Consider the following 14,249-nt stretch of genomic DNA (forward strand, 5'->3'; position numbering starts at 1 on the left):
AGTTAGCTGCTTTTAATAAAATAATCAGCATGCAATAATCGCCGCCCTCATAAAAAAAGTTATAGGGCTTTATCCAAATACAAACTGTATTTGGATAAAACTACATTGTATTTAATTACTATAAAATGTTCTCTGGGAATCAAATGAAACGTCATAATTTACTTTCTACTAGCATTAAATGTGCATTAATTACTGCTGCTGCAACAGCAAGTAATTCTGTGCTTGCACAAGATGAGCAAGCAACAAAAATTGAACGTGTTGAAGTAACGGGTTCACGTATTTTACGTGAAGGTGCGATTGCGCCTGCACCAGTAACCGTTATAAGCGGCGAGCAGCTAATGAACACTGGCGCTGTAAACATTGGTGAAGCGCTAAATAACTTACCTGCACTTGGCAATACATATTCTATGGCTAACTCAGGCCGTTTTATTGGTACTGCGGGTTTAAATATTCTTGATTTACGTAACATGGGTACAGATCGTACTTTGGTACTTGTAAATGGTAAGCGTCATGTATCAAGCTCTGCAGGTTCTCAATCTGTAGATACCAACACTATTCCAAGTGTATGGGTTGAACGTGTAGAGATAATTACTGGTGGTGCATCTGCTGTATACGGTGCTGATGCGGTAACAGGTGTTGTTAACTTTATATTAAAAGACAACATTGAAGGCATGGATTTTAGCGTTACACGTGGTTTTGCCGATCTAAACAGCTACAACAACGAAAAAGCAACCTTCTCGTACGGCTCTAATTTTGATAACGACCGTGGTAATGCAGCTTTTGCTATAGAGTACTCAGGCCAAGATTCATTAAATGCGCTTGATCACCCTTGGACTAGCACATCTTTTAGAAGCTTACATAATCAAGCACAAACTGATAGCAATAAAGATAGTAGTGCTTTTCCGGATGACATTTTAACGCCGAACGCCGGTCTTTATGCTATTAATAACGCGGGTGTTTACGCACTTGAAAATACTTTATTTACCAATAGCTTTAACCCTGATGGCAGTGCGCGTGACTTATACATAGGCGATAACGTTGATGGCACAGCATGCGCTAACTGTGACTTTTTTAACTTAGGCCAGTTTGAAGAGATTCAGCCTGAGTTTGAACGTTACAACGTAAATTTTAAAGTTAACTACGATGTTACCGACGACTTAAACGTTTACTTTGATGCTAAATATGTAAATAGCCAAGGCGAAAGCATTGGCCAACCAGCATATTTCTACCGCGACGATGAAAACAGCATTAGAATTGACAACCCTTACCTAGACCCAGCCATCAAAGCGCGCATGGAAGACCAAGGTGTTGATTCGATAATGGTTAACCGCATGATGAGTGACCTCGGCCGTCGTATAGAAAACAACACCCGTGAAACAACACGTTTTGTTACCGGCTTAAAAGGCACTGTATTTGATGATTGGGAATTAGATACCTCTATAGTATACGGCCAAACTGATCTAGAGCGTGAAAACGGCGCTAACATGATTTTAGCTAATTACTTTAATGCGCTTGATGCCTTTGAAGATACAAATGGTAATGTTGTTTGTCGTAGTGCAGCAGCCCAAGCTGATGGCTGTGTGCCTGTAAATATTATGGGGTTTGGTGCGCCATCTCAACAAGCCATTGATTACATTAATACGGTATCTGTTGGCACTTCAACTATTAAGCAAACAGTTATTTCTGGCTCACTTGCTAATGGTGCTATTTTTGAATTACCAGCGGGCTATGTAGGTGTTGCATTTGGTGCTGAGTACCGTAAAGAAGAAAGCGAAACTAAAGAGCCTGATAACGCAGAAGGTACGTTTTTCAACGCACTGGGCGAAGATAAGGGCTCGTTTAATGTTCGCGAAGTATTCTTTGAAGCGTCTATGCCAATTTTAACTGACTTACCGCTTATCCAAGATTTAGTATTTGATACAGCAGTACGCCATGCTGATTACAGCACTATTGGTGATGCCACAAGCTGGAAACTAGGCCTTGATTGGACTGTAAATGATGAGCTACGCGTGCGTGTAACACAATCTGCAGCGCTTCGAGCTCCTAATATTAGTGAAGTATTTGGTGCACCGAGCCAAACTTTTTATGGTGTTGACGACCCATGTCGCGCCGAAAACCTAGGTGATTTATCAAACGGAGCAACTCGCACAGCTAACTGCGCTGCATTGGGTGTAGCACAGGATTTTAACTCAGATTACGATTCTGCTTCATTAGATGGTTTAACCAGCGGTAACCGTGATGTAAAAGGTGAAGAATCGACAAGTACAACTGTCGGTATTGTTTACCAACCAGAGTTTTTAGAAAATGCGTTACTTACTATTGATTACTGGGAAATTGAACTTGAAGATGCAATTGACACAATTGACGCGCAAGACATTCTTGATCGCTGTGTAGATAGCAAAACAGGTATTAATAACCAATACTGTAATTTAATTACTCGCGATGCAAGCGGCCAGATTTCACTTATTCAAAACTCAGTGCTAAACGTTGCAGGGCAAAAAGCATCTGGGGTAGACTTTGAACTAGGTTACGATTTTGACGCGCTTGAAGGCAGTTTTAAAACCCGCTTAATTGGTACTTACTTAATTGAACGTAAAGACTACCCATTCCAAGACGATCCTAGCTCGTATATCGAGTATGCAGGTACGACCGGTGAAGCTAAATGGCAAACTAACCTGTCAGTAAGCTATGTTATGGATAACTTTTTCTCAACAGTTGAAACACGCTTTTTAAGTGAAGTAGAGCTATACACTAATGTTGAACTTGATAGCAACCCTAACCCAAGTAATCAAATGTCTTACGGTAAATACTTTATTACCGATATGACAGTCGGTTATAACTTCGATAGCGGTTTAGGCGTTAAAGTAGGTGTTGATAACGTATTTAACCGTAAACTTCCGTACGGTTCACGTGGTACAAGCGCGGGTAGCGCAAGTTACGATAACATTGGCCGTTTTGGCTACATTAACTTAAGCTACAGCTTATAATTAGTAACAACGTTATTGATTAAATTAAAGGCTCGCACTGCGAGCCTTTTTATATCAATCCTCTTAATTAAGTGATCAATTTTGAGGATTGGTATTATTGCGCCTTATTTAATATTACTCAGCCACACGCTTTGGTATGGTTCTAGCTCTATTGTTAATTGGCTTTCTTCAATCGTTTTATCTGCCACCAAATCAAACCACTTTTGGGTGTTAATTAAGTTTAAGTCGGCCAATGTGAGCGTTTGTGGTTTATCGCTAATGTTATAAACACAAAATATGCTTTGGCGACGGTCTATACTTTGTCTCCAAAAACCAAACAACCCACCCGCTAAATGCAAAGTAAATTGCGTTGCGTTAGGATGAAAAGCCCCCTGCTTTTTACGTACTGCCAATAAGCCTTTTATGCCATTAAACACTTTATGATGATGACTATACTTTTCACCAATTGCCGCCAGTAACTTTGACTCTTGCCAACGATGGCGATTTATAGCACGGTTATGCTGTGAATTTTCAAAACGTTCGTAATCGTTAGTTGTACCCAACAAACTGTGAATATAAAGCCCTGGGATACCTTCAAGCGCAAACATAATTGCGTGAGCACACATAAATCGCTCAAGGCCAAACTTGTCGGGGCCATTATGCGTACCTTGCATTGCATCAAATAACGCAATATTTAGCTCGTATGGTGTATGTGTGCCATCGTTACTGGTACGCATAGATACACGACCACCAAACTGCATGGTTGTACTTACTAATGACGCCACTTCGCTAGGTTGTAGTAAACCTTCAATTGGTCTGAGCCCTATTCCATCGTGCGAGGCTATAAAGTTAAAGTATGCCGTACCATTTTGCGCAGGCGGCATACTCATCATCCAATGTTTGAGCGCTGCACTATCACCACTTAATAATGTATGTAGCAACAATGGCGGCAAGGCAAAGTTATAAATACTGTGCGCTTCATTAGCGTTACCAAAGTACGATAAGTTCTCTTGGTTTGGAATATTAGTTTCGGTAATAATAACTACGCTTGGCTCTGTGTGCTCAATAAGTGTTCGCATTAGCCTTACTGCTTCATGTGTTTGCGGTAAGTTAATGCAACTTGTATTGAGTTGTTTCCATAAAAAAGCGACCGCATCGAGTCTAAACAAACGTACGCCATTGTCTAAATAATGACGAATTATTCCCACAAACTCTTTAAGCACATCGGGATTACCAAAATCAAAATCGACCTGATCGTGACTAAACGTACACCATACGTGCTTTTCGCCGCTTGGCGTTGTTACAGTATTTAATAACGATGAGGTTCGCGGACGTACAACTTGGCTTAAATCATCCGTTAAACTCGCCGTTTTAAAGTAGTCTTTACCCGGGTGTAAATCGTTTAAGAAGTTCTCAAACCATACGCTTCTGCTTGAGCAATGGTTAATAACTAAATCTGCCATTAGCTTTACGTCTTTAGCGATATTTTGAATATCACCCCAATCACCTAATGACTCATTAACTTGCACGTAGTTCATTACCGCAAAGCCTTCGTCTGAGCTGTACGGGTAAAATGGCAATATATGCAGGGCATTAAGCTGCATATCACATTGCTCTTTTATAAACCTGTGTAGCGTTTTAAGCGGCGCTTCTATTGGGCTTGATACTGCAAATTCACTATCATCGTGTTTAATAATTGAGTCGCCATAGGCAATCAATACTATATCTTGCTCATCCCATCGGTTTGTATGGGGTGTAGGGTCGCGCAGTGCATTGCTACCTAATATAATTTTAATAAGTTGCTGAGCAAGCTCAGTAACCGATAAAGGCAGCTCAACACCTTCATAAATAATATGAAGATGTTGCTCTACTCGTTGTAAAAATAATTCGCTAACTGAAATCACATGCGCCCCTAATATTTATTGTTTAGACTTATAGGCTAGTTAACCTGCGCGCAGGTTAACTATATTCTTCGTTATCTAGCTCTACGGCTTCTTTTAAGCGCTCAAGTACGTCTGGCATTGCTGATACAACACGGTTCCAACTTGGCACAAATGGCGCTTCCATTGGGTTTTCTAAAAAGTGTTGCCCTGCTTCCATAATATTTTGCGCAAACATTTCTACTGCTTTTTCTTCTTGGTGTACATCAAGCGTTAGCCCGTTCATTAACGCATCGTTGTGATAGGTTTCAATAAAATCTAGACCGATACGGTAGTAAGTCGCTTTTAATGAACGAATTGTTTCGCTGGTAAAGGTAACGCCTTGTGTAGCCAGCTTTCTAAATAATGCCTTAGTAATATCAATCGACATTTTAGACAAGCCTGCGCTTTGGTCGTCAAGTGACAGTTCTTGGTGCTTATGATCATAGTTATCAGCGATATCTACTTGGCACAAGCGGTTATGGGAGTAGTTACGATACATTTCGCTAAGCACGCCAATTTCAAGGCCCCAGTCACTTGGAATGCGAATATCATTTAATACATCGCGTCTAAACGAAAACTCCCCTGCTAATGGGTATCTAAACGAATCCATGTATTCAAGGTAGTCTGTATTACCTAAAATTGTTTTAAACGAGCGAAGTAATGGCGTTACTAATAAGCGTGATACACGGCCATTAATTTTTCCATTAGCAGTACGCGGGTAAAATCCTTTACAAAATTCATAGTTAAAACGCGGATGCGCAACAGGGTAAATTAAACGCGCAAGTAAGCTTCTGTCGTAGGTTAAAATATCGCAATCATGCAGCGCGATAGACTCTACTTCTGCTGTTGCTAATTTATAGCCCATGCAATACCAAACATTACGGCCTTTACCAAGCTCGCGAGGTGCAACCCCTAGCTCTTGTAATTCTTTATCGAGTGCTTGTAAGCGTGGGCCATCGTTCCATAATACTTTGTGGTTTTGGTTTAGCTCTTTAAAAAAGCCAAGTGCATGGCGGTACTGTGCTTCGTCGGCTCTATCTAAGCCTATAGTGATTTGTGATAAATAAGGTACTTCACGCAACTCACTAACTATATTTTGCAGCGCAGGGCCTTCAAGCTCACTAAATAACGAAGGAAGTATTAATCCCATTGGGCGCTGCTTACTAAAAGTAAGTAGCTCTTTTTCTAGATCTTCAATTGGTCTGTCGGCAATGTTATGTAATGTAGTAATAATGCCATTTTGATAAAAATCAGCCATGAGACTTTTGCTCCTCAGAAATACTTAAAATACTGCTAATGCACGGCAACGATGTTATTTCTTCAATCCAGCCCAGCGGTGCTGGCGATTGAGAGTATCGTGCTTTGTTGTGCGACAATTTAACCGGCTTTTTACTCGCCGGGTTGGCGATAATAATGGCGATATTTGCATGCTCTAACATTTGCTTATCGTTATCGCTATCACCAAGTGCAATGACCGTGAGAGGCTTTCTGAAATGATGGGTAAATTGTTTAACTAACCACTGCTGTGCAGCGCTTTTATCGGTATTTTTAGCAATATGAATGAAGCGCCCACCAATTTTTATATCGTAACCGAGTGCTTCTACATCATTTACAAAGGCGGTGAGTAATTCGTCGTTGCCATACCAATAAAGAGGGTCTGAATAATCGCGTGTTTGTGCACGTCTTGCTTGTGCATCGTCTAGCCCGGTAAGCTCTGATATTTGCTCACTCGATAAGTCGCTAAACAATTTGTAATGCGCTTTGTAATCGGCATTTAAGGTATTTAAATCCTGTAATAAACTCGATAATGGCTTTGCCATAGCATAACACCAGTAAGCGCCTACTTTTTTACAACCGATAGGCTTAAGTTCAAAATAGTCTTCTGGAATAAATACTGCTGCGCCGTTCTCTACAATAAAAGGCTGTTGAATATTTAAATCATTTTTAAGCTCAATGACTTCGCAAAAAGTTTTACTGGTATTAAACACCACCGGAATATGCGCATTTTGCAGCTGCTGTAATAACTCACTGATATTATTTGTATTATAATCAGCGTGATCGAGTAATGTGCCATCCAAATCTGTAAAAATAATTGGCTGGAGGGTGTCATCACTTGTTAGATGCATACCGCTAATATCGCGGTTGCTATCAAGCTCAATTAAAGCGTTTGCTTTAGCGCTCAGTGTGTTTAAGTTCTCACGCGTAATACGCTCAAAATGAGAAATAAAATACACCAATTGCTCGTTAGTCATGGTGCCTGAGCCTTCACCTTTTTTGGCTATTAGCTTTTGTTCTTGCTCTTGTCGCCATGTAAAAACATCACTAAAACTCGGTGCTTTTAGCATAACGGTATAATCAATTAGGTTAAAAACGGCTTTATATTCGTTTGCTAAACAGCTGTTTATACAGCGGCGCCAAACGCCTTCTTTATCAAATTGTTGCTCTAATTCGTTAAGCGGTTCACTCAATGAAAACAGTGGTTGTGGCTCACTACCTACGCACCACCCTTCTAAAATAATAATATCAACGGGCTTTTTGTTTGTCAGCCAATCACTTGCTGGCACGCAGTCGTCTTCGTGTTTATTAAAACGTGGAAGCGGTATGTTTACCTCACCTGCAAGTAAGTTAGTTATTGTGCTATTCATTAACGCTACGTCGTGAGTACCCGGTACTCCGCGAGTAGTAAAAAGAGGATGTACATCTTTGGCAAGCTCAGTACGTGCTTGTTTTGCTAAATAAAAGTCATCAATCGACAATGCAACACTATTAAACGGGGTGTTTTTAGAAAACCAGGTAACTAAAAAATCAGCGAGTGTTGTTTTTCCTGAGCCTTGGCATCCATTTATGGCAACAAAAATAGGAGTATTTGTTTTTTTAGATTCGAGGATGTCATGCGCGAGCGGAACAAAATATTGCTCACTCAAATATTGATACTTTAAAGGCAGTTGGTGTTTTGCTAAAAACGGGGTTATATCCACAATATTGGCCTCTGACATAGTTACTCCTTTGCATACAATGCGTCTGGGAGTTAAATGCAGGTACTAGACCATTATTATTTTTATATATTTATTAATAGGTTAAAAAAATAGCGCATTCAAAATGCGCCATTATGGTGCGATCTATTTACCTAATGTACAAAATTAAACTTTTTCAGGTTCTGCTTTTGGTAATACTAAGTTAAGTACTATTCCTAAAATAGCGCAGAGGCTTACGCCCTCTAAACTAAATTGGCTGCCACCAATATGCATACCACCAATACCGCACACCAAAATAAGTGCAACAATACTTAAGTTACGCGGCGCAGTTAAATCATCGCCCGACTTAACCAGTGTATTTAAACCCACTACAGCAATAGAGCCAAAAAGTAGGATCATAATGCCGCCCATTACAGGTACAGGAATAGTTTGCAAACCAGATCCCATTTTAGCTACAAACGCTAAAATAATGGCAATAACGGCTGTCCACATCATTACTTTAGGATTGAAGTTTTTGGTAAGCATTACAGCGCCCGTAACTTCTGAATATGTAGTGTTAGGCGGGCCACCAAATAATGATGCAGCAGACGTCGCAAGGCCATCACCAAATAAAGTGCGGTGAAGCCCAGGCTTTTTCAAAAAGTCTTTATTGGTTACTTGGCTAATAGCCATCATGTCGCCAATGTGTTCAATTGCAGGTGCTATTGCTACAGGTACCATAAACAAAATAGCCTGCCATTTAAACTCAGGCCAAGTGAAGTTTGGTACAGCAAACCACTGCGCGTTAGTCACTGCGTCAAATTGCACAACGCCCATACCAAGCGATAAACAATAACCCGCTACAACCCCTGCTAATATAGGTATAAGCTTAAATACGCCTTTTCCCCATACTGCAAAAATAAGCGTAACCACTAACGAGAACAACGATATATAAATAGCGCTAGTGTAATCAATAATTTGAATACTGCCGTCGCCACTTTTACCCATCGCCATATTTACAGCAACAGGCGCAAGCGCAAGACCAATAACCATAATTACTGGGCCTACAACAACAGGCGGTAAAATTTTATGAAGCGTTGCAACACCTTTAAATTTTACTAATAAGCTTAAAAGCATATAAGCAAAGCCTGCAACCATTAAGCCGCCCATAGTGGCCGGTACGCCCCACATTTGCACAGCGGCAATAATAGGAGCAATAAAGGCAAACGATGAAGCTAAAAATATAGGCACTTGGCCTTTAGTCACTACCTGAAACAGCAAAGTACCAATGCCTGCGGTAAAAAGCGCAACATTAGGATCCAAGCCCGTTAAAAGCGGCACTAATACCAGCGCACCAAATGCTACAAACAGCATTTGCGCGCCCGTTAAAATAGTTTTTATTGAAAAGGTGTCATTATTTTGCACTTAAGACTCCTAAACAGTACCGAATATTTTGTCGCCCGCATCGCCTAAACCAGGGATAATATAGCCCTTTTCGTTTAAGTGGCTATCTACTGAGGCTGTAAATATTTCTACATCTGGATGTGCTGTAAGTGTTTTTTCCACACCTTCTGGTGCAGCTACTAATACAATTACTTTGATTTCTTTACAGCCTGCTTTTTTAAGCATATCGATTGTGGCAATCATTGAGCCACCTGTTGCAAGCATAGGGTCAATAACTAAGCTTAAGCGCTCATCAATATTACCAACAAGCTTTTCAAAATATGGTACTGGTTCTAGTGTTTCTTCGTTACGTTCAAGACCAACCACACTTACTTTAGCCGCTGGTAATAACTGCATAACACCGTCCATCATGCCAAGACCAGCGCGTAAAATAGGCACTACGGTAATTTTTTTACCTTTGATATGCTCTACTTTTAATTTATTGCCATCCCAGCCTGTAATTTCGTTATCTTCTAACTGTAGGTTTTTAGTTGCTTCGTAAGTTAATAAGGTTCCAACTTCAGAACATAATTCACGAAAGCTTTTAGTACTAATACCATGCGCTCGCATTAGGCCTAGTTTATGTTGAACAAGAGGGTGAGAAATAACGTGAATTGCCATGATATAAACCTACTGATACAAGAATTTGCAGTATTTTATATTAAAAAAGGTCATTTGACCTGTAGTTTTAAAGAGATTTTCATACATCGTGCCAAAATGTATTGTTTTGCCTGATATTTATGCAAGCAATCAACCCGTTGTGTTTATTAAATGTTACTCGCTAACCAGCTATTTACTTGCTGTTGCATATAACTATTTATTTTTTGGTGCTCGGGGCTCCAGCCAGCTAAAAATCGATAAAAGTCAGCCCATGCAGCAGGCCATAAAGCGAGCCAATCTTCAGCTATTTTAACTGCTGGTGCTGTAGGATGATAAGTAGTAATAGCAGCCTTTAAATTATCAAAATAATACGCAAGATACTCATCAGCGCACTCGTGTAATTGTGCATCACTTAAGCAACTGGTCATAAAATACATTACATCAATTATCCCAGAACCTGCACCTATATACTGAAAATCATAACCGAGTATTTTATCGTGCTCATTTGCTGCAAAGTTAGCAAGTTTTGCATCGCCATGAATTAGCGTTTTATACGCACAACTTTGTAGTTGCTCATCTATTTTATGTGCAGCATTTTTAATATCGGACTTTTTATCAAGGTTATCTTTTAGTTTATTAAACTCATCTGGGCGCGTGCTTAAATGCCAGTAGTTGCCTTGCTGCCATAACCCTTCAGCGGGTTTACTTAAGTTAAACGCATGAAAGTGTGCAAGCCACTTTAATATAGCTTTCACATGTTGTGCCCCTGCTTGAGCAAACCCATGTTTGGTGAAATCCTTAAACACCAGCGCATATTCATCATCTTTATTAATTGCACCTATACATTCAATACTTTGCGCATGTACTGGTAAATACTGGCTATAAAGCTTATAAAAAGTGTATTCAACACTATATGAGTGCTGCTTTCTTTTAAGCGCAAATTCGCTTTGTTTAATTTTAGGATGGTGTATATAACTGGGTATTTTAATCGCTTTAATAACGCAGGCTTTATCATCAAGCTGGCACTGCACAATACTGCCACATCCACTCCAAAGTGATGTAAGCGTATCGCCAATTTCAATGTGCTTAAAGTGAGGTTGTAATAAAGGAATATAAAATGCCATAGCTATATTAAGTAATTAAGTTTTTTGTAGTTTAACATTAGTGGACGTTTTTAATAAAACTAAGGCATAAAAAAGCTCCACTTGGTTTTATACAAGTTTGTATTTAAATAGTGGCCAAAATCACTATGCCACTACACTTTGATTTTAAAATTAACTGGATAAAACCATGTCTTCCTAGGTTGAGTATATTTAGGCATTTTAGCCTCTTCAAAGTGATGAGGAGGTGTCCACTAAAACGGGTGAGGAGCAATGTCCTGCTTGAATGGTTTGTTATGTAACCTTTATACCACTTTCCTCAAAAAACTTTTCTAATTTACTTTTATTAATGTTTGATAGAAAAGCAAAAGATCTAAAGGTAATACCGACTTTAGATTTAAAGTCTATTAGGTGACCCAGCGGACCAAGATTATAGGAGCGTATTTCTTGAAGTGAATCAAGTGCAATGTCATCTTTAAAAAAGCCATAACCGTAAAAGTACAACCTATTTTGATGAATTTGAAAAACAGGCTTACTTAAGGCTCTAATAGACCAAACCCAAAGGATAAAACCAACACCAAATAAAATAATCAAAGTAAAATCTAAACGATAGTTAAGCAAGCTAAGTAATAATTCATCATCGCTCCTATTACGAGCCTCTAAGAAATAAACACCTAAAAAGGTTCCTATCGGAACTCCAGGTATTACCCAGATGTACATTAAGAATGCTTTCCACATTGGATAATGTTCTGTGGACGAGTTTCTCCAGAATTTCACGATTCTTCCTTGGTTACATAACGCTTTTCTAAGCGGCTAAAAATGGCTGGCTATAATAGCGAGGAACGAGCACAGCCAGCTGTTTGTGTCCGTTTAAGCAACTTGTTATACGTTTTTGCACATACTCTCTTCATGACTTCCGCTTAGATTCAGCTTGATATCCTTAAGCGTAGGTTTAGCATTTGAGATTGCCAAATAGGCATTAGCTAGAGTTTCTGGTTCTGCACAATAGTCTACATCTATGAGCACTGTTGAAAAATTTAATGACTTCAATTTCTTCTTTAGCTCAGCAAATGTTAGTTCTGTTTTGGAATTGCTAATTAAGTAATTTGATTCTTTTACATAAATAGTGATTGCTTCATCTGCAATTGCAGTAAAGGGCATTAACAAAAGCAGCGTTAATCCAAGAATGCTACGCATAAATCCTCCATGACGTATAACGCCGCCAGCGGTTTGGCTGTCCCTCTGGCTGGCTTTGTTATGGTTACGTTGTCTTATACACATACCAATTTCCAACGATATGCTCAATATAGATATAGTTATCGTCTGACATTATTGGCACTTCAGTTCCAGTTGGCACAAACAAATAACCAACTGAATTATCCAAAATTCCGCCTATATTGACGTCAACGATGCCACTAGTTGATTCGTATCCTACAAAATTAAAATTTAGATGTTTGGCAGATTCAGTGGCCTTTTCCTGACTCGTTTTAGCCTCCAACGCTATCGTATTTAGGCTATCAATATTCTTATGTAGAAACTCTTTAAGCTCGGAATCCAATTGCAAAGTAAGTAGCATATTCTGATATTGGTGCTCCTCTTCTTTTGTTCGATTAGCTTTGCTTTGAAACTCTTGCAAAGCCATAAAGAACAAACCTGGTAATGCTAGATTTCTGACGGCTGAAATTTTCCATCTGTTTTGGTCATATACTAAATAGATATACCAGTCTTGAGAGCTACCGTCCTTTGAGAGCAATACAGCATAAATCTCCCTTTTCGGATTTTTTTCAAGCGCCCTCACGCTAACCTCGATACCTTTGGGCAAACTCTCGCCCAAAGTAGGTTTATCTAGATAATGCTCCAACATTTCACCGGCATACACTTCTCTTTTATTTTTAATTCCATCTTGGCCAAAAAACTGTTTTACGAGACTAGACTCGTCTGCTAACGCAGCCAAAGGTAAAAACAATAGAACGATTAGAATTCGCACCAAACTTCCTTAGTATCCATAACGCCCGCCTAACACGCAATGTGTTGGCGTGGCTTTTTGCGTTGTTTGCCAAAACCATGACAACTTTACATTGTCGGAGTTTAGGCGTTTGTTAAGTGGCTGATACTCTTGACTTTACAGAGTCAAAACTTTCAACGCTAGTGTTAATTTTACCACCTAAATATATTATAACTTCTCTTGCTCCTGAACCGGCAGCGAGCTCCCGTAGTACACGGTCTTCTATAGAAGTTAAACCACCTTCAACTTTTTCAAGTTGGTGCATAATGATTCTTGGTGCAGGTCGAATTCTAGATTTATGGATTTGATATATTCCATGTTGAAGAATTTTTTCAGCAAGCATAAAGTCTGCAACAAATGATCTAGGGTGCTTAAAAGGGTTAGTTACTGTGATATTGGTAGCAGTTTCCCGTTTTGCTTCTGTTCCTATTGCCTTTATAACTTCACCTTTTTTTGTGTTTTCTACAGCGATATATGGCTCTTCTTCAAACTTTATAGCTGACGAAAAAACCTTAATTGAAATTTTGCTTTCACTTAACTCAACAAGTAAATCATTCGAGAAAAGACTTCTAAGATATGTGAACAATACTCTCGGCCTCCGAGCCACTTAACACCCACATAAGGGGCAGTAATGCGTGGGCTAAAATTTGGAGCGAAGCGACAGAGCCCACGCGTTACTGTCCCAGGGAGCTTGCGACCGACTTAATGTGATTGTTATACGCAAACACTATATGAGTCGAAAAACAGACTTTATTTGCTCATTGGATAATGGACCATACTTATCCTCACACATAAAACAGAAATGAGCACCTGCTGATTTACCAAGCTCTTGAAATAACCTTAACTCGGACGTCGTATAGCCGCCTTCAAAAGTTGGAATCAAATGGATAAGAAGAACTGGCTTATAAATTTTATGAATTAGCTGGCAATGTTTACTTAATACCTGCTTTAGAGAGCTTTCTAATGCCCTCCAATCACCGAGCAATGTTCGTGAGTTTGATAATTCATTGCACGAAGTAACTTCTTCATGCTCTTCACCAAATATTCGGCTCACAAATCGGTCTTGATAAACTTTAATGTAAATTTTTCTACGAAACTTCATCTTTGCGTATAACACTTTAGTATTTATGCGACACGCAGTTTGTGTTGCATAATCGCTTGTTGGACTGAGGCGCTACCTGCTCGGTGTGTCAGAGTTGGTGTTGTTTATGCTATGGGAATTTGCTTTTTAGAGGCTCTAGCTAAATCAGCTAATTTAA

11 protein-coding genes are annotated in these 14,249 nt (G+C 39.4%); 1 reads left to right on the forward strand and 10 read right to left on the reverse strand.

Features of this window, described 5'->3' with window-relative positions:
* The first annotated feature begins 143 nt into the window (after nt 1–143).
* The gene (locus CXF89_RS16415) at nt 144–2,987 is read left to right on the forward strand and encodes a TonB-dependent receptor domain-containing protein (RefSeq protein WP_121955207.1); all 2,844 of its coding nucleotides are present in this window, start codon (nt 144–146) and stop codon (nt 2,985–2,987) included.
* A 104-nt stretch (nt 2,988–3,091) separates the two neighbouring features.
* On the opposite strand, the gene CXF89_RS16420 is transcribed toward CXF89_RS16415, so the two are convergent.
* From CXF89_RS16420 to CXF89_RS16465, 10 genes are all read right to left on the reverse strand, one after another.
* Complete coding sequence (locus CXF89_RS16420; protein ID WP_121955208.1) at nt 3,092–4,870, reverse strand: sugar phosphorylase; 1,779 nt, start codon at nt 4,868–4,870, stop codon at nt 3,092–3,094.
* A 55-nt stretch (nt 4,871–4,925) separates the two neighbouring features.
* On the reverse strand, nt 4,926–6,146 hold the full coding sequence (locus tag CXF89_RS16425) for a glycosyltransferase family protein (RefSeq protein WP_002958673.1): 1,221 nt from the start codon (nt 6,144–6,146) through the stop codon (nt 4,926–4,928).
* Complete coding sequence (locus tag CXF89_RS16430) at nt 6,139–7,884, reverse strand: HAD-IIB family hydrolase (RefSeq protein ID WP_121955209.1); 1,746 nt, start codon at nt 7,882–7,884, stop codon at nt 6,139–6,141. Before CXF89_RS16430 ends, CXF89_RS16425 begins: the two co-directional genes overlap by 8 nt.
* A gap of 144 nt (nt 7,885–8,028) precedes the next feature.
* Complete coding sequence (locus tag CXF89_RS16435; protein ID WP_007580880.1) at nt 8,029–9,267, reverse strand: uracil-xanthine permease family protein; 1,239 nt, start codon at nt 9,265–9,267, stop codon at nt 8,029–8,031.
* Between the two features lie 9 nt (nt 9,268–9,276).
* Entirely contained in the window at nt 9,277–9,906 is a 630-nt protein-coding gene (gene upp / locus CXF89_RS16440; protein ID WP_002958676.1) for a uracil phosphoribosyltransferase, read from the reverse strand.
* 146 nt (nt 9,907–10,052) lie between these two features.
* The gene (locus CXF89_RS16445; protein WP_121955210.1) at nt 10,053–11,009 is read right to left on the reverse strand and encodes an oxidoreductase family protein; all 957 of its coding nucleotides are present in this window, start codon (nt 11,007–11,009) and stop codon (nt 10,053–10,055) included.
* A 270-nt stretch (nt 11,010–11,279) separates the two neighbouring features.
* Complete coding sequence (locus tag CXF89_RS16450; protein ID WP_024591717.1) at nt 11,280–11,762, reverse strand: hypothetical protein; 483 nt, start codon at nt 11,760–11,762, stop codon at nt 11,280–11,282.
* A gap of 105 nt (nt 11,763–11,867) precedes the next feature.
* Nucleotides 11,868–12,266, reverse strand: a complete 399-nt coding sequence (locus CXF89_RS16455; protein ID WP_231612867.1) for a hypothetical protein — start codon at nt 12,264–12,266, stop codon at nt 11,868–11,870.
* The gene (locus tag CXF89_RS16460) at nt 12,247–12,972 is read right to left on the reverse strand and encodes a hypothetical protein (RefSeq protein ID WP_121955212.1); all 726 of its coding nucleotides are present in this window, start codon (nt 12,970–12,972) and stop codon (nt 12,247–12,249) included. The genes CXF89_RS16455 and CXF89_RS16460 overlap by 20 nt, the downstream gene beginning before the upstream one ends.
* A 112-nt stretch (nt 12,973–13,084) precedes the next feature.
* On the reverse strand, nt 13,085–13,576 hold the full coding sequence (locus CXF89_RS16465) for a rod shape-determining protein (RefSeq protein WP_257983234.1): 492 nt from the start codon (nt 13,574–13,576) through the stop codon (nt 13,085–13,087).
* Between the last annotated feature and the right edge of the window lie 673 nt (nt 13,577–14,249).

It is taken from the genome of Pseudoalteromonas sp. MelDa3 (assembly GCF_002863625.1).
Taxonomy (GTDB): Bacteria; Pseudomonadota; Gammaproteobacteria; order Enterobacterales; family Alteromonadaceae; genus Pseudoalteromonas; species Pseudoalteromonas arctica.